The sequence below is a fragment of the Bacillus sp. JJ1566 genome, from assembly GCF_036962685.1.
Taxonomy (GTDB): Bacteria; Bacillota; Bacilli; order Bacillales; family Bacillaceae_L; genus Ferdinandcohnia.
Window position 1 is genome coordinate 1 of sequence record NZ_JBALOP010000041.1, and the last position, 23692, is coordinate 23692.

Consider the following 23692-nt stretch of genomic DNA (forward strand, 5'->3'; position numbering starts at 1 on the left):
ATTATTGGGGGTCACATCAAAATGGGTCTGCTTTTTTATTGTTATATCAATGTTTAGAGTGGGGTGACTGGGTCATAACAGAACAGACAAGGAGTATCGTGGATACCAAACCACTGAGCAGGAGTACGCTCGAGATAGTTCGCTATCAATAAGTGACCGATTTTTTGAAGTTAAGTAAGGGGATGACTTTGCGTAAATCTACAACATTTCCTGCAATCGACTTATAAAATACGGCCGTAGGCTTAGGAAATAATTAGCCTCAAGCTGGTTAACCTAATCAAGACTATTTTGTATGATTAGTTTGTACTTCGAGAATTTAAAAATAAACACAAAATATATTCGGGGGAAAAATAATTGAAAACACTATTAAATGTGAAGAAATTAAGTTTTTTTCTTTTGTTCATCATTCTTTTAATGCAATCGTTTTACCTTCCCTATTCTGCCCAGGCTGCTCAACCATTTAATACGGAAGATGTTGATACATTTGTCACTACCTATATAGAACGTAATGGGTTACCTGGTGCATCCATTGTTGTTGTAAAAGACGGGAAATTAGTATATGAGAAAGGATATGGTCACGATTCTGAAGGGAAACCGATAACAGAAAACTCGCGAATGAGAATCGGTTCCGCATCTAAATCATTTACTGCATTTGCTGTTTTACAGCTTGTTGATGAAGGTGAAATCCAACTGGATGACCCAGTAATTAACTATTTGCCAGAGGTAAAACTTGACGATTCAAGATGGAAACAAGTTACAATACGTCAATTGTTGAGCCACACATCAGGAATTCCAAATCCAACTATTGTTCCACCAGCGAATAACTTAAAAGCAGGTGTGGAACGTATGAACGAGTGGAAGCTGCAATCAAACCCAGGAGAGAAATACTTTTATAGCAATGGGAATTACTGGGTTCTAGCACTGTTAGTGGAGAAAGTAAGCGGAATAGAATTCTCTCAATATCTTAACCAAAAGGTATTTTCTCCCCTAGGAATGAATGACTCACTTACTACTGTTAACACTGGAGATTTTGTCCAAGGACTACCTAAAGGATATGTAACAGCTTATGGAACGGCAATCCCTTGGACAGAGCTTGAAGCGATGAATATGGGCGCTGGGAGTATTGTATCAACAGCATCAGATATGGGGAAATGGCTTTCTATGCTAACGAACGAAGGAAAGACCAGGACGGGAGAGCAATTATTATCAAAAGTATTATTGGAAGAATCGTATACGCCACAACTTGGAAACCAAAAATACGGACTAGGTTGGGAGTTAAGCTCACCTAATGTGAAACCAGCACGCATTTCTCATGGAGGAGTGGAAACAACGTATCAAACTCAACAAGATATTGTTCCAAGTAGTGGTTATGGGGTTGCAGTTTTACTAAATAGCTTTACTCCTACTTTAGAACACGGTTATGAGATTAGTTCAGGTATTATCCAATTGACGGAGGGGCAAGAATCCGAAATAAAAGCTCCAGTTCCCAAAATAATCGATTTATCACTTGGTGTGATCACATTGATTTATTTGATTTTAGGAATTAGAGGGATTGTGCGTAGTAAACAATGGTCGAATAAACGGAAACAGCATCCTACTTGGAGATTTATCCTTCGATTAATTCCTCAATTGATTCCAACATTATTAATCGGATGGTTGTTTTTTATTGTCCCAACATTACAAAATAATAGTTCGACCACAATGGATGCATTCGGTCTTTTTCCAGCAGCGATGATCTTATTGGCTATTGTTTTCCTTATCGGATTGGTTCTTACAATATTGAGAATCTATTATCGAGTAACATTTAATAAACGTTAAAGATTAATAAAATTACACCTAAAAAACGCTCAAAATTGAGCGTTTTTGCTTGCGATTTATATTGCTAATTAGTTGTTGAATTCATGTTATTTACATTGTTATTTAGCGTTCTTCTCTCCTAAAACAGAACCCGTTAGCCATCAGCCCCGTTGTTTTTTATTCTCTACAATTGCTTGCTTAATCAACGCCTTGCAGCACATTGCAATCCCATCTAGAAACGCTGTAATGGTGTAACCGAATGGCTGGTAGAAAAAGCAAAACAGGGTTGACAAAAACAACCAAATCAACCAAAAGTATAGCTCTTTTTTCATGGTGACGAGTTTACTTTCTCGGCATCGATGATATGTTCACTCAGGACTTTTGCGAGCGCCTCAACCGTATTTTTTAATTCCTTCATATCATTATCGACTCCGCCCATCTCAATAAGAATCGAGTTTTCTGCTAAATCCTGATTATACACGCCATTCCCTTGATCCAGTCCCTTCGCAATTACACCCCTGCTGATTCCCGGAAATTGCGACTCGATTGACTTGTCTAGAGACTCTGCTAATGCATAGCTTTGTTCAAAATTTTTACTAGCGCTACCCACGACAAAGAATACCCGTGCATAAGGCTTGTTGTCGATGGATACAGTCGAAAGATCTTTTCGAACACCATCGCGATGAATATCAATTAAAAAATCAATCTCGGAGTCACTGGCCATTGCAGATTGTACGATTCCACGTGATACTGCATAAGATTGGGTAGTTCCCCAGCCTTTTTTCTTCAATTCTTGGCCGATATTCGTTGTGTCAACAACTGCACGAACACCGTATTTTTCTAACTCCTTACCCAGAAGATCTCCAACAACTGTAATATTCGTCTTCGAATCAACCGCTTTGTCCATATCCGGGTCTCCAGTAAGTCCAAGGAGAGGTAAATACGATTCAAAACTATGTGTGTGATAGATTAATACCTTTTTATCGGTTGCAACAGTGACGGGTGGCGTCTTGGGATCATCCTTATTAAACTCCTCCAATTCCTGTTGGGCCATTTCCCTTTCCTGTAGTAAAACATCTAAAGGAGGCGTTGATTCGTACGGGAGAGTAGTATAATCTGTACCTTCTCCAGAAATCAAAATTTCAGTATGGTACATGGATAATCCAGGTAATTCATGTCCGAAAAAGCTTCGTAAATCACCGTACTTAAATTGGAGGGTTGATTCTACTAACAATTTTGTGAAAGATTCTTGTTCCTCACTTAAGGATTGTCCGAAATAAGCATTTTCAAATTCAAGCAATTGGATAAAAAACTCAGTTGGAAGGATTCGTATGTTAATATCGAATTCTCTAAAATTAATCCATTCTTTTTTGATAGAGGATATGCTTGAAGCAGCTGCGAAACATATGATTACCGAAAAGATAAACATGAAGGCAATTCTTGAAATAAAAATTGGCCCATATCCAGAACTTTTCATGATCTCCGTCCTTTTTAGCTTTTGGACATATATATGAAGAATAGCTCTGAAATAGAATCTATTTCAACTTAAAAAAGCATGGCTAACCATGCTTAACTCTTTAATGTCCTTCTCCGTTTCCGAAATTACTACCCGTTACATCTGCCATGTTTTCAATCGCAATCAATGCACTTGGGTCAATATCTTGTGCAATTTCCCTAAGTGTAGAAAGTTCAATCCGGCTAACAATGGTATATATAATTTTTTTAGGTTCGTTTGTGTAGGCCCCTTCACCATGAATAAAGGTTACTCCACGACCCATGACCTTATTCAATTCATTCGCAAGATCATCTGGCTTATCTGAAATAATCGTTACTGATTTTAACTCCTCAATACCTTCTACCACAATATCAATCATCTTAAATGCGATGTAATAGGTAATAATCGAGTACATGGCCGTTTCCCAGCTGAATACGAGCAAGGCAGCAAGGATAAAAATAAACACGTTCATAATCATAACAGTTTGTCCAACTGACACTGGTCGTTTCTTGCTGACAATGATGGCTAAAATTTCAGTACCATCCAATGCACCACCAGTTCGAATTACCAACCCGACACCTGTTCCTAAAATAACCGCACCAATTACCGTAGCTAAAAATAAATCATTAGTTACTGGTTCAAAATGATGCAAATAAGCTGTAAATGCTGACAAGACTAAAACACCAAACAACGTATGTAATGTAAACTTTGTTCCCATTTTCCGATACCCAAGAAAAAGGAACGGGATATTTAAAACAATAAGAAATACACTCATTGGAACACCAAAGATTTTGGACGCAATGATGGAAAGACCAATAACCCCACCATCTAAAATATTATTTGGTACTAAAAATAGTTCCAATCCAAATCCCGCGATAAGAGCCCCAATGGTAATCATAATGAGCTGTTTAATTTCTGTTAAGACGCGTTTTTTCTTTGTTTTTGCCACAAAAACCAAGCCTTTCAATTTCAAGTTGTAATTTCCTTTTTAATATTACCATAAATCATAGGTTTGCTTACAACTTTGGAAGGAAATTAATACCTTTATGTGGAAAATAGTATAAGGATTAGTTTTGAAAGGGGCGGAATATGGGAGATTACACGAGGGAGATCAGAAACTTAATTGGAAATAGACCTTTTATTTTGGTTGGTTCCACAGTAATAGTTAAAAATAAGGAGGGCAAAATCCTTCTACAGCATCGATCTGATACATATGAATGGGGTTTACCAGGAGGTGCAATGGAGCCTGGAGAAAACCTTGAGGAGACTGCAAAAAGGGAACTATTCGAAGAAACAGGACTAGTTGCAGAAATATATGAACATATAGATACATTATCCGGTAAAGAACTATACTTTAAATATCCAAATGGTGATGAAGTATACAATGTTATCGCGTTATTTATAGCAAGTGAAATAAGTGGTGACTTAAAAGCTAATGATGGTGAAAGCATAGACCTTAAATTCTTTTCAAAGGAAGAAATTCCAAACAATTTAGATGAGAGAGCAAGGATTATTATGGAAAAGCACTTGAAATAAGGAGAATAAAATGAACCAGATAAACAACTTTGAAGAGTACGAGAACCCGGTCTTATATGACCAAGAAAACGACCCTTTCCAGGATGACGTGAAATTTTTACAAAAATGGGCTGCAAAAGTGAACGGTCCAATTATTGATTTAGCGTGCGGAACTGGACGAGCAACGATTCCCCTGGCACAAGCTGGACATACCCTGATTGGGGTAGACATACATAATGGCATGCTTGCTCAAGCAAAAAGGAAAACAGAAAATACAAACCTCAACATCGAGTGGATAGAACAGGATTGCACGAAGCTTCAATTAGGTGTAAAGAGTCCACTCATTTACATCGTAGGAAATTCATTTCAACATTTTCTTACGAATGAAGAACAAGATCAACTGCTATCTTCTGTTCACAACCACCTAGAAAACGAGGGGATTTTCATCTTCGGCACGAGGTTTCCAAGTCCAGATGAATTGCTTCAACCTGCTGCCGAGGATTATTGGCGAAGCTACAAGGATGAAACAGGAAAAATGGTGGACGTCTACACTATTAGTAACTATGACACTATCCAGCAGGTTCAACACTACATAACAATTAGAAAACAAAAGGACGATAGTGGAAAAACAATTGATGAAAAGAAAACCAATATTAAATTACGATATGTGTTCCCTCAAGAAATGGACCGGCTCCTAAAAGGAAACGGCTTTGAGATTTTAGCAGTTTACAAGGATTGGAACGAAACACGGCTAACAGAGGACAGCCACCAGATGATCTACGTGTGCAAAAGGAAGTGACATATTGATTGTAACGAAAAAATTAGCCCAAACCTTAGAAACATCCGAAATTGAGGTTTTGAAATCAAGACTAACTGCGATTCAAGAAATCGAAGGGAATCCGATGGGAGTTGAAATGGAACAGTTTGGAAATGCCACAGCCTTTTCAGTTAAGAATATTCCAGGACCGTCATTCAACACGGTAAAAGGCTTATCGGATGGGGATGAAAAATATATCGAACAAATCATTCAATTTTACAACCAAAAGGAAATACCGGTTCGATTTGAAATAACCCCTGGGCATGTCTCTTCAGACATTCTTACATACTTGAGTAACAAAGGGTTTTATCAACATGACTTTCACACAACCCTTTATTCAGGACTTTCTTCACCACATGAAACTAGCACTCATTCGAAAATCAAAATCCATGAGTTACATAAAGATGAATTTGGTTTGTTCGCTGAAATTTATACAAGAGGGTTTGGGATGCCTTCGTTTTTAAAAGATGGGGTCGCTCAAAATAATCAAATTCTTTACGATCTTGAAAATTGGACATTTTACCTTGCAAGTGTTGAAGAACAACCGGCTGGTATTGGCGTTTTATTTACAAAAGACGGCATTGGAACCCTTGCATCTGCAACGACATTGCCGGAATTTCGAAATCATGGTATTCAAACAGCATTAATTAAGCAGCGTATGCAAAAAGCATCGGTACAAGATTGTAGATTAATTGTAGGCCAGGCAAGATTTGGTTCTGTCAGTCAAAATAACATGGAGCGAGCAGGGATGAGAATAGGTTATACAAAGGCAATTTGGACGATGAAATAAGGAGAGATGACAATGGCAAAAGTAGTAGGCTTTGAAATTAGTAGTCAAGATCCTGAGAAAGCAGTTCAGTTCTATTCAACCGTTTTTGGATGGGAAACCGGAGAGCAGAATTGGGGATTTTGGCCCGTAAAAAGCGCAGGCCCAACAGAACTTCTAGGTGGAATTAGCAAAGGACCGCATGATTATCCGCATGGAACCAGAATTCAAATTGAGGTTGATTCCATTGATGAAACAATTGCAAAAGCAGTCGATCAAGGAGCGATGATTGTTCGCGAAAAGATGGAGTTTGATGAGTTTTATCTAGCGTATCTAGTCGATCCAACTGGAGTGGGGTTTGGTCTTGTCGAGAGAAAATAAAAAGGAAAATTGGCGCTCTTTTTTAGGAAAAAAAGCGAAGGCTTTTAAACTTAAGGAATTCATCATGAATCTTATTTTAGCCATGGGAATCATTTTGGTCTTAAATTTTTTCTTAAAGGGAGAGTTACTTTGGAAATCGGTTATTCCCGCGGTGTTATTTGTGACCTCGGTACATTTTATTATTCTCTTTTTTAAATGGAATTGGAAAATCTATTAGTTTGGAGGCCGATAAATGATTCAATACCCACTTTTTAAAAATGGAGCAACCATAGGTGTAACAGCACCATCATCAGGAGTAGAAAAAGAACTACACGAACTTGTTAAGTCAGCATGCAATCGTCTGGAGCAGAAAGGCTTTAACATCGTCTGTGGTGATACAGTTTGGACACAAAACAAAGCAAAATCTGCTCCAGCAAAAAAGCGTGCAGAAGAGTTTAATGAAATGATGAATAATGAGGGGGTCGATCTTATTATTCCACCGTGGGGTGGAGAATTATTGATTGAGATTCTAGAACATATTGATCTAACATTGAAAACGGGTATAGCAACTGCACATGGAACAAATCTAATAGATTTAAGAGGAAAACTGTCTGACCCGTCGACTGCCATGTGGCAAACCGTTTTATCTACAAAAAGAGGAGAAACAGTCATTCAATATTCTTCAGAAAAGTACCAAAAGGAATGGCAGCATGATAATCCAACTCCTCATATTTTTCATCTAACAGAGCCAACGTACTGGAAATCAACCGGAAAAACTAATATTCATTTAAAGGGAAGATTACTGGGCGGTTGTATTGATGTCATTAGACATTTGGTTGGCACACCATATGGGGATATTCGGAATTTCAAGGAAAAATATATTCAGGGAGATTCCGTGATTTGGTATCTTGAAAATTGCGAGTTATCGACGACAGATTTGCGTAGATCACTTGTACAAATGAGACTAGCGGGTTGGTTTGATAATACAACAGGAATCTTGTTTGGTCGAAGCCCAGCTAATATACCGGTTGATAACTATACCGTGGAAGATATCTATCAAGAGCTTTCGGAAGAACTTCAAATTCCAATTATATATGATGTGGACTGCGGCCATGTTCCACCGCAAATTACATTTATCAATGGAGCTTATGCTGAAGTAGAAAGTGAAGATGGAAAAGGGAAAATTACACAAACGTTTATATAAAAATAACAGGGTCGTTAATCCAACTGAATTAACGACCCGTTTGTTGCCCTTCAAATACTCCTTATTCTTGGTTTGAGTATAAGTCGCTAGGAATATATGTGTCGTTCTTGTTGTATAGAGGAGGAAAGCCTTCAGGACGCTTAATTTTATCCAGTTTCCATAATAATACTAAAAACATAATCTCCATGATAAAACCTAAAGGTATTGTTAAAAATAGGAACCCTAAAATGATTTCGCTTGAAAGGTTCATTGCAAATGTATGTGTAAAGGTGATAACCAGCATTACTGTCATATAAATTTTAAATGTTCGTAAACTTTTTCTTGCTAAAAATTTATCCCCGACCGCAGTAACAAACTCCATAATTAAACGAAAAACAAAAAACACAAGAACTAATTTTAATATTTCAAGAAAGAATGAATAATGAGCCCAAATGGAAGTGTTAGCGAAAGATCCTAAATCATTCACGTTTCCGTTTTGTTGTATAAACACGGTTGGAATACTAATAATCAAAAGCACGATCAAAAGCTTTTTCAGTTTGTTTCCAGTTCTGTTTTCAGATGGTACCGCAGCTATCCCAGAAAAAATGAGATAATATCCGACCGGATCAAGCAAAATATCGACGACAAATAAATGAATTTCGATAAGGATAAAAAGATAGCCCCAGAATATTCGTTTAAAATTCATTTGCTCTCACCACCTATTTTGGACTTGATGATTCGATTTATTGCCTTCTGGTCTAGATAAGGATGATCGACAATCGGAAGCTCACTCACAAAAGCTTCACCTGAATCTGTTTTCCCAACGAGTTTTATACTAAAATAAAAATAGCTGTCCCGTTCAGAATCAAACTGCATAAAGAAACGGATATATTCATTTTGTTCTATATTTAAGGGTAGTAAATCTTCACTTAATAAAACTCCAGGTAGCTTCTTCCATTCCTTATTGCGTTCCTCCTCAAACCATTCAGGATAATCTGAATCTTCCATAGGTTTTTCGAGCTCACGCAATTTTTCCTGATCTCGGTCAACCTTAAGTAGAACGTGATCAGTCAAATCCTCAGCAAAAGGAATCTCAACTTTCTCGATGGCAATTGCCTGATTTGTTACCATCAAGCTATCGGCAAGATGTTGGTTGCTGCTCGAACTCATTTTGAACTCAAATACATTGGGATTTTCAGTTCTTTTATGAAGGATAACCTCACCAATATCTGCTTGAATGGTTTTACCATCTGAAAAATGGACCTCCATATCCGAAAATGAAAAAGGATTATCGCCTTCAATTGTTGGGATTGTCACGGTAACTGCTTTTAAATAATGGTGTGTAAATTCCTGTTCAAATTGAGGTGTCTGCGAATTCCACATAAAAAAGTCATTTGAAACAGGATAAGTTTCGATTCCATTAATCATTACATAATTTGCTGTCGATGTGTCCGACTTGTTTGTTAAGTAATAGAAAGTAAGCGTCGTTTCATCTTCTTCATTCATGGTTATTTCATAAAAATGCTCTAAAAAGAGTGGAGCGTCCAGTTGCTTCGATTGGAAATACAGATAATTACCGATAAAGCTAAGGATGATGACCAAAATACTCACCCAGAATATTTTCACTTTCACATAAGCCCCCCATTCTAAAAATCTCTAAACCTATTTTATCATCTGTCATTGGAATATTTTACAAATTTTTTGGAAATATGTGATAATAGGGTAAAAGAACGTTCTTATAGTCAATGGGAAAAGGGGGAATGTGCCAATGTATTACGATAGCCTAGGTTCGATCATTAGTACACTATTATTCTTGTGGGTCGTTTTTCTTATTTTTCAAAGATTAGGCTATAACCGTCATCCAAAGAGCAATCCATGGAAAAAGGATATAATCCTAACGTTTATCCAAGCTCTGGTCGTCACGCTTATGCTTCCGTTTATAGGGATGTTTATGAAATACATATTAGGATGGGAATAAGGTCATTTTCTTCGGAAAGTGGCTACTTTTTTGCGATAAATCTTTTTGAAATGGTGCGATAATTTTGAGGCAATATCGTCTAATGTTATAGAAGGAAAAATAAATTGGGAGAAAATTTGGACATGGAAGATAAAGAGATCATTTCAGATTGGTTCCATCAATATAGCGATGATATCTACAATTTTCTGTTGTATCGATTAGGGAAAGCAGATGTTGAGGATATGGTTCAGGAGGTTTTTATAAGGGCAATGAAGGGGCTTCATGCTTTTAAAGGCAACTCTAATCCAAGGACCTGGCTTTACAGTATAGCAAGGAACATCGCGATTGATGAAATCAGGAGGAGAAATCGAAATAAATGGAGAACGATGCTGTCTTTTGATTCCAGTCATGAACCAAGGACGGATCAAACACCAGAGCAGCTTCTTCATTTATCTGAAGAAAACAGAATACTGTACGAAGCAATTCAAACCTTAAAATCCAGTTATCGAGACGTGATTGTTTTAAGAGGAATCAAAGGGTTGTCTATTCAGGAAACGGCAGAAATTTTACAATGGAGTGAAAATAAAACGCGGTCGACCTATCATCGGGCCAAAATTACCCTACAGCAACGGGTAGGAGGTGCTATAAATGAATGATCATTTGGAAAATCAACTGCGATCAATGCCAACAGCGAATCTTGGCTTTGAAAACAAGAAAAGAATACACCAAACGTTGATGAACTATGAGGAACATCCAGTTCAAAGGACGTTGAAAAACATGAAGTGGGTGCTACCTACCATTGGAGGTCTAGTAGTCGTTGCGCTTTTAGCCTTTTTCATATGGACCTTGCCACAAAACCCGTTTTCACATCAGGCTTTTTTGGGGGAAGAACAGCTTAGTGAAATTAAGGAAATCGAGGACGTTGAAAGGACGATCATCTTACCGACTTATGCACCATTTGAAGTCCACGAGATCAGCTTTTATCAGGATTACCTTGGACCAAAAGACTTCGGAAATGGTAAGGATGAACCATCACCACGTGATCCGATAGAAACAAAATTTTATAATCAAAACTTTATCTATTTATCAAAGGAAGACCCAGTAAAAATGATGCAGGTAACTCTTTCAGATAGTTCGTTTGTACCTTTAGAAAATATCTCTTCATATGACAAGGATGACTTAATTAAATTTGGTGAGGGAAAAGTTGGAAGTTATTATTTTAATGGGACTTCCCAGATGTTTTATTGGGAGGAAATGGGACTGACAATAATGCTTCACGTGACAGTGGACACTAAAACAACATACCTAAGAACAGGACCAGTCCCAAAAGAAGAAATTATCAAAATAGCAGAGTCGTTTAGGGTATATAAAAAATAGATTTATAAAAAGGGGGATGATTCATTTGTACTTACTTTTAATAGCCTTGTATGCAATAGGTATTGGTGCGGTAGGTTGTGCATTATTTATGCTTATGGTGCAGAAAGAAAGGAAGAAGGCATTGGTCATCGGAGTGGTTGGACTCCTTATTATCATCGGTGCCATGGTATCTAATAAACTACGTCCTGCCTATGAAAAAGAAAGCTCCATTTTGGTTGAAGAAACAGCCGTTACAAACGAAAAAAATGGAGATGGACTATACGCATGTAAAGTCAATGATCCATATACAATGTTCCAGTATTTTGACGAAAGCAAGGAAAAAACAGAAGAATTTTGTTCGCAGTTCAAAGTGGGGGAAAGATATGATATCAAATACCGCTTTAAATCAGGGACATATACGATTTTAGAAGTGAAATGAGACTGAGCAAATCCAAGAAGGCATTTGGCGACTTCCAAATGCCTTCTAGAATTTCACAACTCCCATGTAAACCATCTTCCATGCCCTTCCGTCTCGCCAACTACATTTTGATACTCTTTCCCATTCAGATAATAATCCAGATGGAGATTGCGGTCTTGAATATTATTATACAGATGAAAAATCTCACGTTCGGCTCCAATACGCTGAACCTGCTCTAGCAAACTTGTTTTCACGTCAGATGGCATTTGGTTAGCGACATGTGTGTGAAAGACACAAATCGCGAAGTCCTTTGGAATTTCCTCTGACAGGTCGCAAAGGAGTTCAACCCCATTCCCCTCAATCAACCGCAATTCATTTGCCTTCACATATTCCGCCGCTTTTTCAAATAATGCACGTCTTTCATGATGCTCTGGCCAAATGAGAGCTTGAAGCCAAAGTTCATTTTCTTGATCCTTTAAATTGATTGGTTGAAGATCAATGCCAATACGAGCAGCTACTGGCGGAATGAAGTCTTGTAGATTAGGAGTTTTGTTTCCCTTAATCTCGGAGGTAATATGTAGTGCAGAATCCTTGTTGCCGTACACCTCATTCGTACCATAAGAATAACTATACTGATCCCATAACAGCTGCAACCCGGCACTTGTCCCAATTTCAATCAATGCCAATGGCTTCTTTACAGTGTTATAAATAGATTGGAAGGCTGGGAAGAGATAGGAGCAACGTCTAACCTCATTTGTTTGAACTAATTTCTCCTGTAAAAGGCTGATGATCTCATCAGAGAATTGAAGACAGAAATCTTTAAAATGTATAAAGGATTCCTCCACGTTCCGAGGATTCGTCACAATACTAGGGTAAAACTCCCGAAGTTGATGGTCCTTTCCTTTTAATAATAGATAATGAACAGCTCCGAACAGCAAGTTGGATGAAGGCTGCCCTTTACGTGCATGTGAAGCTAACTCAAGGATGTCATCATCTTCCGTAATTTTTAAAGAAAGAAATTCATATAATCTGCTTGACCCTTTACACTCGGTGATGGCAAAGTTTCGGAACTTAATAGACTGATTACTTTTCATCGTATTTTCCTCCAATAATTTTTTGAACTTGACCCTCAAACCAAGATAAGCCCATCCGAATCATTTAAGTGAAAGGTTTGGTGGGCTACATGAATGAAAATGCTATTAGATTTAGCTATGATGAAATCGACCAACTTATTGAAGCGATGGATAAGGATGTTTGGAAAGATATAAATTGGAAATTTGTAACGGATGAAGAAATGGAATCTTTATTAAGTACCCCCTAAGGTGGAGGCCATAGGGGCTTATTTGTGTTATCGTTAATCCTCTACCCAGTCAAGACCTTCGTTTATGATTAGATTGTAAAGCCTATTTTCACCACTTATCTGATAATGCTCACCGTTAATCTGAATATGATCTTCGTTCAAAAAAATCATGGAAGATTCGTTACCATAGTGAAAACTAATGTTCATTTCGTGCAAGGTAAAATTAAAATAATCCGACTTTATAATCTCCATATCTGATGGTTCAGTTATCAATTTATTTATAAATGCTGGATCGCTTATTGTGGTTTTCAAGTAAATATCCTTGTTATTCTTAGTTTCTTTAGGCCATAAAATGGTTATCTTATTCGTTTTCTCCGCGTCTAATAACTCACTTATTTCCTCACCATAGGTAGTATGCTTGATGATGTCATCTACAAAAAAGATCACCCAGGTTGCCATGACTCCAACACCAAGTAGTAAAAGGGATAATTTATACTTCTTTCCTTCTACATACTTCCATTCCATGAATGCCTGAAATCCCCAATACATGATTAGCACCAAAATTAATAACCATTTAAAGGTATCTGTTTCATTATAATCAACCATAAAAATACCAATCATAGCTGGGATTAAAATGAGAATGCTCCCCACCCGATATTTCACGCTTCCATCAGACTCCATGACATTATATCCAGGTTCCAATCTTTTTCCTACTAATCTATCAACGACTCCAAGTAGGGATAAAAACAATGCTAAAATAATCCACATACAGTGACCTCCGGTAAAAACAGGCTCTTTAGTCCATTATATGAGTGGATGGGTAAATATTCCAGAAAAAGTTAAGCGTAATTTTTGTACAAATTCCACTAACATGTCAAAATAAAATGGAAATAGGAAAGACTGTGAAGATAAAAGGAGTGGACGAAATGACTTCCCTTTTTAAAAGAGATATAAAAGATCATTGGTATGTAAAATACAACAATAATGGCAATCCGCATGTACAGCAAGGCTTTGTGTTACCTCCGAATCGGTTTGAGGATTTTGATCCATTTCTCATTATGGCCGAGGATTGGTACAAGCATGGAGCTTTTCCAGACCATCCACACCGCGGATTTCAAACAATTACCTATGTCATCGATGGACGTCTAGAGCACATTGATAACCATGGCGGCAATTCTATTTTAGAGGCTGGGGACGTCCAGTATATGAATGCCGGAAGCGGTGCAAGACATGCAGAGGAACCGGTTGATCAAGACATCGCACATACACTACAGCTTTGGTTGAACCTGCCTCGTTCCTTAAAAAACACAAAGACAACCTACCAAAATGTTTACGTGGAGCATGTGCCAGTTGTCCAAGTCGAAGGTGGAGAATTGAAGGTGTACTCTGGTGAAATTGCAGGTGTTAAAGGACCAATGAATAGCTTAGTACCAATAACAATGACCGAGATTTCTCTAGCAAAAGGAGCAACCTACAAACACATTTTACCTGAAAATCATAATGCATTTGTTTACGTGCTTTCTGGTGAATTAGAGCTTGGTGAAAGTAAGACAAGCTTGAAAAAAACAGGGGCAGCAACCCTTACTTTTAACGAAAATGGTGAAAATGAAAGTGAGTTTACAGTAGAGGCAAATAGTCGTGCAAAAATCCTTGTCTTATCTGGGGCTCCACTAAGGGAAGAGATTGTTGCTTATGGTCCATTTGTTATGAACTCAATGGAAGAGGTCCAACAAGCATATCGCGATTTCCACGAAGGAAAATTTGGCCCGCCGGCAGAATAAAGGAGATTACAAAAATATGGCGAATGAAGTAATAGTTTACACTACAAATGATTGTGTCGAGTGCAGCTTTGTCAAAAAGGTACTTACCGAAAATGGGATTCCATTCGATGTACGAAATATTGCGGAAAACGAAGCCTATCAAAAAGAAGTGGAACGGTTCGGATTCTTAGGCGTACCGGTAACAGTTGTAGGAGACCGTGCTGTTAAAGGTTTTACTCCTGAACTAATTGAACTGCTTGAACCGCTAAAAAAAGATTAACTGAAGTCTTTTTGGAGAAGAATGGTAAATGGGGAATTCACACCCCATAAATGATGGAATAAAATATGGCATCAAAATTAATGGGTGAACTTATGGAAAAAATCAAAAACTGGGCAAAGAAACTAAAAAAACAAATATTCGTTCTTTATTTTGCATACAAGGATGCACGAGTTCCATGGTATGCAAAGCTTTTTACAGCTGGAGTGGTGGCTTATACCTTCAGCCCAATCGACCTTATTCCAGATTTCATTCCAATCCTTGGATACCTAGATGAGGTCATTCTTGTTCCAATCGGAATCATGTTTGCGATGAAAATGATCCCAAAGGCTGTTATAGCCGACTGTGAAGTAAAAGCAGAAGAATTAATAAAAAATGGTAAGCCGAAAAATTGGGTAGCAGGGGCGCTCATTCTTCTACTCTGGTCGCTTCTTTTCATCTGGATTGCCATAAAAGCGTATCAATATTTCCTGTGAACTTGCATTTTAAGTTAAATGCAGGTTTTCCTTTACTAGTGGAGATAGAAAAGAATTTTTGTGGATAGAAGGTTGAATAAGGATGACAGAGCAGAGTTGTCGACGATTAGACAAGCCACAAACACCTAAAAAAACGCTCCCAGTTATCAAATTATTATGATTAATTTTGCTCCAATCTGATGTTTATGCTGTTTTTACGTGGTATAATGATAAAAATGAAGAATTAGATTTTAGTATAACAAAAGAGGGAACGCGGGTTGTCGGAACTCCATGATCCTCTTTTTGAACTTCTCACTTTTAACGGCTTTTAAATAGCCTATAATTATATTGAATTATTAGTCTATAAAAAACTGCCATCCTGATATGGCTTTGATTGAGACGAAAAAGAGGTTGTCCGACACTGGTGAGCCCGATTTTGTGACCGCCTTCATCTTTTTTGTCTAAATTTTAAGAAGAAAAGGTTGATAAAAATGAGCAACATAGAAACCAAAACAGATGTCATTTTAATCGGCGCTGGAATCATGAGTGCGACATTAGGAACACTCTTAAAGCAATTAGTGCCGGAATGGAACATTACCGTTTTTGAAAAGCTCGACAAGCCAGGAGAGGAAAGCTCTCACGAAATGAATAACGCTGGTACAGGGCATGCAGCACTGTGCGAGCTTAACTACACCGTTGAAAAACCAGACGGAACATTAGATATTAAGAAAGCGATTAACGTTAACGAACAATTCCAGGTTTCCAAGCAATTTTGGGCATATCTTGTGGAGAACAATCTAATTCGCAACCCACAGGATTTCATCATGCCACTGCCACATATAAGTATGGTGCAAGGCGAAAAAGACGTTGCTTTTTTAAAGAAACGTTTTGAAGCGCTATCAAACAATCCATTGTTTAAAGGGATGGAATATTCCGATGACCCTTCAAAATTAATGGAATGGATACCACTTATTGTGAAGGACCGCACATCCAATGAACCAATTGCAGCTACAAAAGCAGACGCTGGAACAGATGTTAACTTCGGAAATTTAACACGCATGCTGTTTGACCACTTAAAGAATAAAAATGTCAAAATTAATTACAACCATAGTGTCAAAGATGTAAAACGTTCAAGTGACGGTTTATGGGATTTAAAGGTGAAAAATGAAGGTAATGGTCAAGTTGAACACCATAAAGCCAAATTTGTCTTCATCGGAGGCGGAGGAGGAAGTCTTCATTTACTCCAAAAATCCGGTATCCCTGAAGGAAGACATATTGGTGGATTCCCAGTTAGCGGAATTTTCATGGTATGTAAAAATCCGGAAGTCATTGAAAAGCATCACGCAAAGGTATACGGAAAAGCAAAGGTTGGAGCGCCACCTATGTCTGTTCCGCATCTTGACACACGATATATTGATAATAAGAAATCATTGCTGTTTGGACCATTTGCGGGCTTCTCTCCAAAATTCCTTAAAACGGGTTCAAACTTAGATCTAATCACGTCCGTAAAACATGATAATTTGTTAACAATGTTAGCTGCAGGTGTAAAAGAAATGGCACTAACAAAATACTTGATTCAGCAAGTTTTGTTAACAAAGGAACAGCGCATGGAAGAATTGCGTGAATTCATCCCAAATGCTAAGAGTGAAGATTGGGATTTAGTGGTTGCGGGCCAACGTGTTCAGGTAATCAAGGACACCGAAGCTGGCGGCAAAGGAACACTCCAATTTGGTACTGAAGTCATAACAGCCGCTGACGGCTCAATTGCAGCTTTACTAGGTGCATCACCAGGTGCTTCAACCGCTGTTCATGTTATGCTCGAAGTGATTAAAAAGTGCTTCCCGCAATATATGTTAGAATGGGAGCCAAAAATCAAAGACATGATTCCTTCATATGGTCTATCCCTCATGGAGCACCCAGATCTGCTCGCTAAAATTAATGCTTCAACAGGGGAGGCTCTTGGCCTAATCGAAAAAGAAGAGCAAGAACAAAAGGAACTTGTCATGAATTAAAAGAATTCTAGAATAAAAGGACCTTCAATCTCGATTGGGATTGGAGGTTTTTTCCATTAAGTAAGGCAGGATTACTTTTTTTGTTTGATATAGATTTTTGGTGTGTGAAATTTTAATATTTGAATGAGTTGTTCTGCCATGTAAGTTGAAGATTGTTCAAAATCGTTTTCGATCCATTCAAGAATCAATCCGATAATTCCATGGATTCGGTAGGTACTAAAAAGCTTAATATCAATATCAGGATCTACATCAGTAACGAAGAATTCAAATTCGTTTCTAAATATCTTATCCAACCGTTTTAATAACTTCTCATGAAAATTATAGTTCGTTGTTGGACGTAACATCAATTTATAGAAATTTTTATTTTCTAAAAAATGTTCAAATAAAACAATTGAGTTTGCTGGAATTTTGTTGAAATCTACAACCGATAAATCGACATATGGTTTTCGATAAGCCTCGGTCATATCCTTAAACATCTCTTCTATAATCTCATCTAATAAATCTTCTTTTTGTTCGTAATGTGCATAAAAGGTACCACGGTTGAAATCTGCAGCCCTTACTATTTCTGTGATTGTAATTTCATGAAAGCTTTTTTCTTCCATTAGTGATAATAAAACTTGTCTAAACGTCTCTTTTGTTCTTTTTACACGTTTGTCGGGATGCTGAATAGACATTTGAAATCTCCTTCTTACACTTTTAACATACAAAACTTATAAATATGTTGGTTATCGTACACTTCTATTATTATTGCATATTGAAGCCCAAACAGACATGTCTTACGATTAAAGTGTTCAATATATCTTGAGTTCAAGATAAATTCAGATTCAATAGAGGGGAGAATATTATTATGTCAAGATTAGCAGGTAAAGTAGCTATTGTAACAGGAGCAGGTTCAGGAATGGGTCGAGCAACTGCAAAATTATATGCAAAAGAAGGGGCTAAAGTTGTTTTAGCCGAGTTTAACGAAGCTTCAATGAATGAAACACTTGAAGAGATTAAAGCCGCTGGAGGTACAGCAGTTGGAATTAAAACGGATGTTTCGAAAGAGGCAGATATTGATGCAATGATTCAAAAAGCTTTAGATGAATATGGAAAATTAGATATCCTAGCTAACATTGCTGGAATCTTTGATAACATGGCATCAGTAGAAAATACGACAAATGAATTATTTGAACGTGTAATGGGGGTTAACTTAAACGGTCAATTCTTTGCAAGCCGTGCAGCTATCAAGGTATTCAAAGAACAAGAAACTGGTGGAACAATCGTGAGTGTTGCTTCCATTGCTGGTTACCTTGGAGCACGTGGTGGAGCAGCTTACACCATGTCAAAACACGCTGCAATCGGATTAACAAAAAATATTGCAGCATTCTATGGTCGTGAAAATGGAAAAATCCGCGCAAATGTAATTGCACCAGGATCAATTGCAACAGGTATGACAGCAAACTTATCTGGTTTAGATCCACTAGGAGCAGCAACATTTGGAGATCTTGGGCCATTCAATGGTGGACAAGCTGAAGATATTGCAGCTGCAGCATTATTCCTAGGTTCTGATGAATCTAAATTCATCAACGGTGAAGTAGTAACTGTTGATGGAGCATGGACTGCTCGATAAAAAATAAAAGATCGAATGAACATCGATATGTTTATTCTTCATGAATTTTTAGACCCCAAAAAACCGGACAACTAGTGAAGTCCGGTTTTTTTACCTTTATTTCAAATCAACCTTTAAAGTACCCAAACTTATTTCTTCGTTGCCGATTTTATAATATGGCTTCACCTTGATAAACTTCGGCGGATTTTTACTATCTATTTCAAAGATAATTTTAGAATTTGAAACGGAATTTAAGGATAATTTTTCCCCTTTGTTTGAAACAACTTCAAAATATAGGTTCTCACCCTCAATCCCAGCTGTTTTTAACTCTTCATAGGTTAAAATAGCGTTTGTTTTTCCAATGTTAATATCTTTGAAATGGAGGCTATAATCCTTGTTTGAAGAGAACAGCGTTTTATTTAACTCAATTTCTCGAGATGGCAATTTCTTAACGGAAAGATTAAATGACCAATCGCCTTGAACACCTGCCATATGTGTAAATGTAATCGGAAGTGTTAACTCTTCAGAATTTTTCACGTTGCGGGTTTCTAATATCATCGCACCGACATAGTCGTTACCTTGTTTTGTTAATGTTCCCATAACGCCTCCCCATCCTGATTCATCCTTTCCGTCGAACATCTCATAGGCGTAACCTGGCTCAGGACCTGTTTCTCCTCCGAATGTATCAGATAAGTTTTCACCAGTTGCTTTAAAGGTTATACCAACATAGGACCCATCATAAAAAATCGATGTAACACTCATTTTGACCCCATTATTTTCAACGGTTTCATTGATCTCTGTAATCAATTGCTCTGCTGCCAAATCCTGACCGACCGGCATTTGATAATTTTCGTAAATACCTCCAATAATCGGAACCTGCGCTAGCACCTGATTGACAGGCGAAAAAATAAACCCTGACGCAAGGAGTACAGCAGCAGCCCCAGTAGTAATAATGGATGTGCGTTTTAAAGGTTTTATATATTTTCTATTTTTACGGGACCTTTCACCGCGTTCAATCCCTTTATCAATCGCAAAATTTAGTTCTTGTTTCGGTATTTCAATTTCGTTAAATAAATCCTTTTCCATAATAGTCAGCCCCTAACGTTTTTCTTAATTCGGCTTTTGCTCGACGCAAATATGTTTTAACTGTTGCCTGTGGTTTATTAAGAATTGTAGAAATCGTACGAATCGGTAAATCATAATAATAGAAAAGTAAAATAGCATTTCGATAGTTCATGTTTAGCGATGATAGTGCATCAGATAAGTCGATTGATAAGTTCAGCTCAAGTGCTGGGCTCGATTCCATGAGATAATCTAATGTCTCTTCCGGTAGCTGTACTATCTTCTTTTTTCGTGCAAGTTCTGTGTAGGCTGTACGCATTAAGATTTTTACAAGCCATGTACTGAAAAAAGCAGGCGATTTCAGTTGGTGTATCGAAATATAGGCCTTAAAGGTAGCTTCCTGTATCACATCCAGTGCATCCTCTTTGTTCCGCATATGTAAATACGCGATTTTATATAATTTTTCAGCTTCAAGTTTAATAAGTTGTTCAAATGCTTGTTTATCGCCAGCAATTGCCAACTCAACTAATTTCGTAGAATACGACATTAGCTAACCTCCTTTCAATTATTAGAGGCATGAAATAGAATAAAAGGTTTCAAAAATTATTGTGTAAAAACAATATAACACTTTGTCGAATAAAAAACGTACTGTTCTAGAAGGATGGGCACGCCATATGTTGAATTTAGTAGGGTGGTAAATCATTTTTAACTTAAAAGGGGAACTCGCATGAAGATTAGATTAGTCGATGTAACAGTGGAAAATTTTTATGATGTCATCAAGTTAAAGTCTGATGAAAACCAAGAAAAATACTTTCAAATCTATGAAAGATGGGTGGGGTCAAATGCGTATTTTCTAGCAGTATGCCAAACGTTTGGTTTCACACCAAAAGCAATCTATGATGACGAAACACTGATAGGCTTTACTTCACACGGCTATCATAAAGAAACAAATCGGCATGAATTGATAAGTATGATGCTTGGGCATCACTTTCAAGGAAAAGGGTATGGGATTCCTGTCTTAAATACAATTATTGAAGATATGCTGGAAACCTATCAATGCAATGAAATCTATTTATCTGTTATCTATAATAATGAACGTGCAATACGAACCTATGAAAAAGCAGGGTTTAAAGCAACTGGAGAGGTGGAAGAGGGGCATCATCCTGAGCCAATTTATTGTTTAAAATTAAAATAATAAAACGGGGCTGCTCAACGAGTCGTTTCAACCGCTAGACACCCCTTTTCTTATCACTCAAATGCTTCCGAATATTGCACGACACCCTGAACATTTTCAAGAGATCCTTCAACCAATTCGAGTGCCATAAACACTTCATTCGGTACCTCAAAAGGAGCTTTAATATTCCAAAGATTTGCCTGTTTGAAGCCAAACCGTGGATAATAATCCTGATGCCCTAGCACAATCACCGATTGATATCCGAGTTCCTTAGCCTCATTTAGTGCAGCACGGATTAATTGGCTTCCAATTCCACGGTGCTGATATTCCGGTATGACCGACACAGGTGCCAGTGCCAGAGAATCGAAAGAACGTTCACCATCCACAATCCGAATCTTTGAGATGAGAATATGTCCAATAATCTCATCATCCTGATTAACGGCTATCAGTGAAAGCTCAGGTATAAAAGCATCCGATTTTCGAACTCGGTTTACTAGAAAATGTTCTGTCTTATTGCTGTATTCTTCGTTCAAAAAAGCTTTTCTTACAACTTCCTCAGTTTCGCGAAAATCCTCAGGTCGTTCTTGTCTTATTAAATGTTCCATATATAACCCTCTATTCTCTGTGACTTTTTCACAAATGATGTTGTATTGGTCTATACATTTTACCAGAAATATAAAAGTTGAAGAAGGATTGGGAGGGTTTAAGAAGAATAGTACATAAAAATAAATTAATGGACGTAGGGGAGGGAGGAAGCCTTATGGAAGTCATTTTTTGGATCGGAGGAATTCTCATCATTTTGGCTGTTATAAATTATTTTATATCAATCGAAAAAGAGTTAAAGAAACTGTATCATACAAATGAAAAAATCGTTGGATTGTTAGAAGATATTAAGAAGGGATCTAAAGATAATGAATGAACAATTAAAGCAACATTTAAAAGAATTAGAGGAAATGCACACAAACATTGAAGTTCGGAAAAGTCGTGAGGAATTAGATAAAATCCTAGCAGATGAATTTTTTGAGATTGGTAGCTCGGGTTATATGTTTGATAAAAAAGAATGCCTTGAATCTGGGGTTGCACTTACGGAAATGTCCCTCCATAACTATGAAATTTATCCGCTGGCACCAGATGTTGTTTTAACCACTTATTTCATTGTCGATAAGACGAGAAACCGCAATACCCTCCGAAGTTCCATATGGAAATTAATAGATGGAAGATGGCAATTGTTTTTTCATCAAGGCACGATCACGACTCTAAAGTTAAGTGAAGTACTTAGAAGCTAAAGTTTTTGGTATAAGAGAATGGTTGATATAATAAAAGTGTTGAAATTTACTGTTTACATTTATCTAGAGCAAGAGCTTTGTAATGAACTGTGGGTAAAATAGGGGATGTTGTAATGGAGGTTTGGCAAAAGGTTTTAAATAGGATTAGTGATCAAATTTCTAAACCAAGTTTTGAAACTTGGCTAAAGAACACTACAGCAGAATGTAAAGACGACGTTGTTTTCGTAAAAGCTAAAAATGATTTTCAGGCTGATTGGCTTGATTCTCGCTATAAGTCGTTGATTTCTAAAACAGTAGAGGAAGTAGCGGGGAAAAGCCTGGAAATTGTAATTGTAGGAGAACGTCTAGCATTTGAACGGAACGAATTTCAAAAAAGCAAAGGCAGCAACGAATACGGGGAGTTAATGAAATTAATTGCAGCACAACAACAAAAGATTAATGAGTTAGAAGAAAGAATCAATCATTTGGAAAAAGCATAGGTATCATAATTCGGTATCGTAATTTTGTTGATGTTCAGATAATATTTTTGTTTAGGACGTGGTTTAAATCTTACATGCAATTTTCTTTTTTATAGTAGCTGGTATCGCCGAGATTGGTGGAGGTTATTTAATCTGGCTTTGGTTAAGAGAAGGCAAGCCATTTTATTGGGGGATTGGTGGCGGAATTGCTTTAGCTTTGTATGGAGTGATTGCGACCTTTCAAACCTTTCCATCATTCGGAAGAGTTTATGCTGCATATGGGGGAGTTTTTATCGTGCTTTCCGTCCTATGGGGCTGGGGGATTGATAAAAAAACACCCGATCTATACGATTGGCTAGGTGCAGGAATCTGTATCATTGGTGTGTCAGTCATGTTATTTGCTCCGCGACAATAACTGATAGGCGTTGATCTATTTGAGGATCAGCGCCTTCTTTTTGTTATGTTTGTGTTTTTTAGAGAGAGTTCTAATGAAAAATACGCCAGCAAGTAGAGCTAGCAAATTTAATGAATCACCAAAATTAATCGTAAACTGAAAGTTATTATTAACCCTAATATAGTTTCTGTTATCCGACTTCGTTTGAGATTCTTTTTCATGGTTATCCAAAATGATCCCTCCAATTTTAAGACTAGTT

Annotated in this window: 31 protein-coding genes; 21 read left to right on the plus strand and 10 right to left on the minus strand. The window is 37.4% G+C overall.

What is annotated here, in order from left to right; genetic code table 11:
• Positions 1 to 354 precede the first annotated feature (354 nt).
• Positions 355 to 1818, plus strand: coding sequence for a serine hydrolase domain-containing protein (locus V7112_RS15655; protein ID WP_335421430.1), 1464 nt, complete (start codon positions 355 to 357; stop codon positions 1816 to 1818).
• 307 nt (positions 1819 to 2125) lie between these two features.
• Here V7112_RS15655 and spoIIP read toward each other — a convergent pair whose 3' ends face one another.
• Together spoIIP and V7112_RS15665 are read right to left on the minus strand one after the other, a co-directional pair.
• Positions 2126 to 3274, minus strand: a complete 1149-nt coding sequence (spoIIP, locus tag V7112_RS15660; protein WP_335421433.1) for a stage II sporulation protein P — start codon at positions 3272 to 3274, stop codon at positions 2126 to 2128.
• A 100-nt stretch (positions 3275 to 3374) separates the two neighbouring features.
• The gene (locus V7112_RS15665; RefSeq protein WP_335421584.1) at positions 3375 to 4241 is read right to left on the minus strand and encodes a YitT family protein; all 867 of its coding nucleotides are present in this window, start codon (positions 4239 to 4241) and stop codon (positions 3375 to 3377) included.
• Between the two features lie 140 nt (positions 4242 to 4381).
• Between V7112_RS15665 and V7112_RS15670 the strand changes: the two genes are divergently transcribed.
• The 5 genes from V7112_RS15670 to V7112_RS15690 all read left to right on the plus strand — a co-directional run bounded on the left by V7112_RS15670 (position 4382) and on the right by V7112_RS15690 (position 7954).
• Positions 4382 to 4828: an NUDIX hydrolase gene (locus V7112_RS15670; RefSeq protein WP_335421435.1), complete on the plus strand. Its 447-nt coding sequence runs from the start codon at positions 4382 to 4384 to the stop codon at positions 4826 to 4828.
• A gap of 10 nt (positions 4829 to 4838) precedes the next feature.
• Positions 4839 to 5606 (plus strand): class I SAM-dependent DNA methyltransferase, encoded by a 768-nt coding sequence (locus V7112_RS15675; protein WP_335421437.1) that lies wholly within the window; start codon positions 4839 to 4841, stop codon positions 5604 to 5606.
• Between the two features lie 4 nt (positions 5607 to 5610).
• Positions 5611 to 6414 carry a GNAT family N-acetyltransferase gene (locus V7112_RS15680; protein ID WP_335421440.1) on the plus strand — a complete coding sequence of 268 codons (804 nt, stop codon included), beginning with the start codon at positions 5611 to 5613 and terminating at the stop codon, positions 6412 to 6414.
• A 12-nt stretch (positions 6415 to 6426) separates the two neighbouring features.
• Positions 6427 to 6771 (plus strand): VOC family protein, encoded by a 345-nt coding sequence (locus tag V7112_RS15685; protein WP_335421442.1) that lies wholly within the window; start codon positions 6427 to 6429, stop codon positions 6769 to 6771.
• Between the two features lie 232 nt (positions 6772 to 7003).
• Positions 7004 to 7954, plus strand: a complete 951-nt coding sequence (locus V7112_RS15690) for a S66 family peptidase (RefSeq protein WP_335421445.1) — start codon at positions 7004 to 7006, stop codon at positions 7952 to 7954.
• A 61-nt stretch (positions 7955 to 8015) separates the two neighbouring features.
• On the opposite strand, the gene V7112_RS15695 is transcribed toward V7112_RS15690, so the two are convergent.
• On the minus strand, positions 8016 to 8639 hold the full coding sequence (locus tag V7112_RS15695) for a hypothetical protein (protein ID WP_335421447.1): 624 nt from the start codon (positions 8637 to 8639) through the stop codon (positions 8016 to 8018).
• The gene (locus tag V7112_RS15700) at positions 8636 to 9565 is read right to left on the minus strand and encodes a hypothetical protein (protein ID WP_335421449.1); all 930 of its coding nucleotides are present in this window, start codon (positions 9563 to 9565) and stop codon (positions 8636 to 8638) included. The genes V7112_RS15695 and V7112_RS15700 overlap by 4 nt, the downstream gene beginning before the upstream one ends.
• 136 nt (positions 9566 to 9701) lie before the next feature.
• On the opposite strand from V7112_RS15700, the gene V7112_RS15705 reads away from it, so the two are divergent.
• The 4 genes from V7112_RS15705 to V7112_RS15720 all read left to right on the plus strand — a co-directional run bounded on the left by V7112_RS15705 (position 9702) and on the right by V7112_RS15720 (position 11685).
• Positions 9702 to 9911, plus strand: a complete 210-nt coding sequence (locus tag V7112_RS15705) for a hypothetical protein (RefSeq protein WP_335421451.1) — start codon at positions 9702 to 9704, stop codon at positions 9909 to 9911.
• Positions 9912 to 10033: 122 nt separating this feature from the next.
• Positions 10034 to 10546 carry an RNA polymerase sigma factor gene (locus V7112_RS15710; protein WP_335421453.1) on the plus strand — a complete coding sequence of 171 codons (513 nt, stop codon included), beginning with the start codon at positions 10034 to 10036 and terminating at the stop codon, positions 10544 to 10546.
• Positions 10539 to 11267 (plus strand): hypothetical protein, encoded by a 729-nt coding sequence (locus V7112_RS15715; RefSeq protein ID WP_335421455.1) that lies wholly within the window; start codon positions 10539 to 10541, stop codon positions 11265 to 11267. Before V7112_RS15710 ends, V7112_RS15715 begins: the two co-directional genes overlap by 8 nt.
• Positions 11268 to 11292: 25 nt before the next feature.
• Complete coding sequence (locus V7112_RS15720; RefSeq protein WP_335421457.1) at positions 11293 to 11685, plus strand: hypothetical protein; 393 nt, start codon at positions 11293 to 11295, stop codon at positions 11683 to 11685.
• A 53-nt stretch (positions 11686 to 11738) separates the two neighbouring features.
• Here the strand turns inward: V7112_RS15720 and V7112_RS15725 are convergent, their stop codons facing one another.
• Complete coding sequence (locus V7112_RS15725; RefSeq protein ID WP_335421459.1) at positions 11739 to 12758, minus strand: DUF2332 domain-containing protein; 1020 nt, start codon at positions 12756 to 12758, stop codon at positions 11739 to 11741.
• An 89-nt stretch (positions 12759 to 12847) separates the two neighbouring features.
• Between V7112_RS15725 and V7112_RS15730 the strand changes: the two genes are divergently transcribed.
• Positions 12848 to 12985 carry a hypothetical protein gene (locus tag V7112_RS15730; protein WP_335421461.1) on the plus strand — a complete coding sequence of 46 codons (138 nt, stop codon included), beginning with the start codon at positions 12848 to 12850 and terminating at the stop codon, positions 12983 to 12985.
• Positions 12986 to 13018: 33 nt separating this feature from the next.
• Here the strand turns inward: V7112_RS15730 and V7112_RS15735 are convergent, their stop codons facing one another.
• Positions 13019 to 13732 carry a DUF4181 domain-containing protein gene (locus V7112_RS15735; RefSeq protein WP_335421463.1) on the minus strand — a complete coding sequence of 238 codons (714 nt, stop codon included), beginning with the start codon at positions 13730 to 13732 and terminating at the stop codon, positions 13019 to 13021.
• A gap of 158 nt (positions 13733 to 13890) precedes the next feature.
• On the opposite strand from V7112_RS15735, the gene V7112_RS15740 reads away from it, so the two are divergent.
• The 4 genes from V7112_RS15740 to mqo all read left to right on the plus strand — a co-directional run bounded on the left by V7112_RS15740 (position 13891) and on the right by mqo (position 17468).
• Positions 13891 to 14745, plus strand: a complete 855-nt coding sequence (locus V7112_RS15740) for a pirin family protein (RefSeq protein WP_335421465.1) — start codon at positions 13891 to 13893, stop codon at positions 14743 to 14745.
• 16 nt (positions 14746 to 14761) lie between these two features.
• Positions 14762 to 15004: a glutaredoxin family protein gene (locus V7112_RS15745; RefSeq protein ID WP_335421467.1), complete on the plus strand. Its 243-nt coding sequence runs from the start codon at positions 14762 to 14764 to the stop codon at positions 15002 to 15004.
• A 65-nt stretch (positions 15005 to 15069) separates the two neighbouring features.
• On the plus strand, positions 15070 to 15477 hold the full coding sequence (locus V7112_RS15750; protein WP_335421469.1) for a YkvA family protein: 408 nt from the start codon (positions 15070 to 15072) through the stop codon (positions 15475 to 15477).
• 470 nt (positions 15478 to 15947) lie between these two features.
• Positions 15948 to 17468, plus strand: coding sequence for a malate dehydrogenase (quinone) (mqo, locus tag V7112_RS15755; protein WP_335421471.1), 1521 nt, complete (start codon positions 15948 to 15950; stop codon positions 17466 to 17468).
• Positions 17469 to 17539: 71 nt separating this feature from the next.
• Here mqo and V7112_RS15760 read toward each other — a convergent pair whose 3' ends face one another.
• The gene (locus V7112_RS15760; RefSeq protein WP_335421473.1) at positions 17540 to 18142 is read right to left on the minus strand and encodes a TetR/AcrR family transcriptional regulator; all 603 of its coding nucleotides are present in this window, start codon (positions 18140 to 18142) and stop codon (positions 17540 to 17542) included.
• Positions 18143 to 18315: 173 nt separating this feature from the next.
• Between V7112_RS15760 and V7112_RS15765 the strand changes: the two genes are divergently transcribed.
• Entirely contained in the window at positions 18316 to 19080 is a 765-nt protein-coding gene (locus tag V7112_RS15765; RefSeq protein ID WP_335421475.1) for an SDR family NAD(P)-dependent oxidoreductase, read from the plus strand.
• Between the two features lie 96 nt (positions 19081 to 19176).
• Here V7112_RS15765 and V7112_RS15770 read toward each other — a convergent pair whose 3' ends face one another.
• Complete coding sequence (locus V7112_RS15770; RefSeq protein ID WP_335421478.1) at positions 19177 to 20145, minus strand: DUF4179 domain-containing protein; 969 nt, start codon at positions 20143 to 20145, stop codon at positions 19177 to 19179.
• Positions 20126 to 20668: a sigma-70 family RNA polymerase sigma factor gene (locus V7112_RS15775; RefSeq protein WP_335421480.1), complete on the minus strand. Its 543-nt coding sequence runs from the start codon at positions 20666 to 20668 to the stop codon at positions 20126 to 20128. Before V7112_RS15775 ends, V7112_RS15770 begins: the two co-directional genes overlap by 20 nt.
• Positions 20669 to 20848: 180 nt before the next feature.
• On the opposite strand from V7112_RS15775, the gene V7112_RS15780 reads away from it, so the two are divergent.
• Positions 20849 to 21316 carry a GNAT family N-acetyltransferase gene (locus V7112_RS15780; protein ID WP_335421482.1) on the plus strand — a complete coding sequence of 156 codons (468 nt, stop codon included), beginning with the start codon at positions 20849 to 20851 and terminating at the stop codon, positions 21314 to 21316.
• 53 nt (positions 21317 to 21369) lie between these two features.
• On the opposite strand, the gene V7112_RS15785 is transcribed toward V7112_RS15780, so the two are convergent.
• Positions 21370 to 21900, minus strand: coding sequence for a GNAT family N-acetyltransferase (locus V7112_RS15785; protein WP_335421484.1), 531 nt, complete (start codon positions 21898 to 21900; stop codon positions 21370 to 21372).
• A 155-nt stretch (positions 21901 to 22055) separates the two neighbouring features.
• Between V7112_RS15785 and V7112_RS15790 the strand changes: the two genes are divergently transcribed.
• From V7112_RS15790 to V7112_RS15805, 4 genes are all read left to right on the plus strand, one after another.
• Positions 22056 to 22214 (plus strand): hypothetical protein, encoded by a 159-nt coding sequence (locus V7112_RS15790; RefSeq protein WP_335421486.1) that lies wholly within the window; start codon positions 22056 to 22058, stop codon positions 22212 to 22214.
• Positions 22207 to 22581: a DUF4440 domain-containing protein gene (locus tag V7112_RS15795; RefSeq protein ID WP_335421489.1), complete on the plus strand. Its 375-nt coding sequence runs from the start codon at positions 22207 to 22209 to the stop codon at positions 22579 to 22581. Before V7112_RS15790 ends, V7112_RS15795 begins: the two co-directional genes overlap by 8 nt.
• A 113-nt stretch (positions 22582 to 22694) precedes the next feature.
• The gene (locus tag V7112_RS15800; RefSeq protein WP_335421492.1) at positions 22695 to 23060 is read left to right on the plus strand and encodes a DnaA N-terminal domain-containing protein; all 366 of its coding nucleotides are present in this window, start codon (positions 22695 to 22697) and stop codon (positions 23058 to 23060) included.
• 67 nt (positions 23061 to 23127) lie between these two features.
• A complete protein-coding gene (locus V7112_RS15805) occupies positions 23128 to 23454 on the plus strand; it encodes a YnfA family protein (RefSeq protein WP_335421586.1) in 327 nt (108 codons plus the stop codon).
• Positions 23455 to 23692: the final 238 nt, after the last annotated feature.